Source organism: Capnocytophaga canis (assembly GCF_000827555.1).
Lineage (GTDB): Bacteria > Bacteroidota > Bacteroidia > Flavobacteriales > Flavobacteriaceae > Capnocytophaga > Capnocytophaga canis.
In genome coordinates, this window is the sequence record NZ_CDOI01000059.1 from 1 (window position 1) to 783 (window position 783).

Consider the following 783-nt stretch of genomic DNA (forward strand, 5'->3'; position numbering starts at 1 on the left):
GCATCTACATAAGCATAATTCTGATACAAATCATTCGCCTTCTGTAATTCCTTTTCCTGTGCAAAAATATTTGCCGTTATTCCTAATAATAGAAAAAACAATAATTTATGGTATATTTTCATAGTATGATTACCTTCAAGATTTAAACTTTAATTAGAAGAAACGCGGAGACACAACCTTTTTGTACATCTTCACCAATTCATAGCGTAAAAAGATTTCATGAGAACCTGAGTTGTAACGAGAAAGTTCTGTCGTCTCAAAATCATAACCGTAGCCTATAAACCAACGATCATTCACCTGAAAACCTGCCATCAAACTCACTGCAGCTGACCAACGCCAAGCAGCTCCAAACACAAAACGCTCATTAAACATGAAATTTGCAGATACATCCAACTGCAAAGGAGCTCCATAAGACATCTTTGACAATACAGCAGGTTTGAACTTGATATTATCACTCAAATCAAAAACATATCCCCCTATCAAGTAAAAATGTTGAGTGTTTTTCAATACAGAAACCCTACGATCCTTTGACTCGTAAATCTCTGTCTCCAACAAATTAGGAACCGAAAAACCTATGTAATACTTATCCGAATACCAAAAAACACCCGCTCCTACATTCGGTGAAAATATAGTACTATTCTCCGAAAAATGTGTGTCTGATGGATCGTACAAACGAAGTTTATTATAATCCAAACTAAAAATCTCTGCTGTACCCTTTAAACCAAAAGCTAACTTCGAATTATCAAAATTCAAAGTATACGAGAAATCTAACATAAAACTCGT

The 783-nt window shown here is 34.7% G+C and carries 1 protein-coding gene; it reads right to left on the minus strand.

Annotated features, from left to right (window positions below):
- Positions 1-153 precede the first annotated feature (153 nt).
- Positions 154-783, minus strand: a 630-nt coding sequence (locus CCAND38_RS02115; protein ID WP_042343483.1) for a PorP/SprF family type IX secretion system membrane protein, incomplete at its 5' end; no start/stop codon positions are given.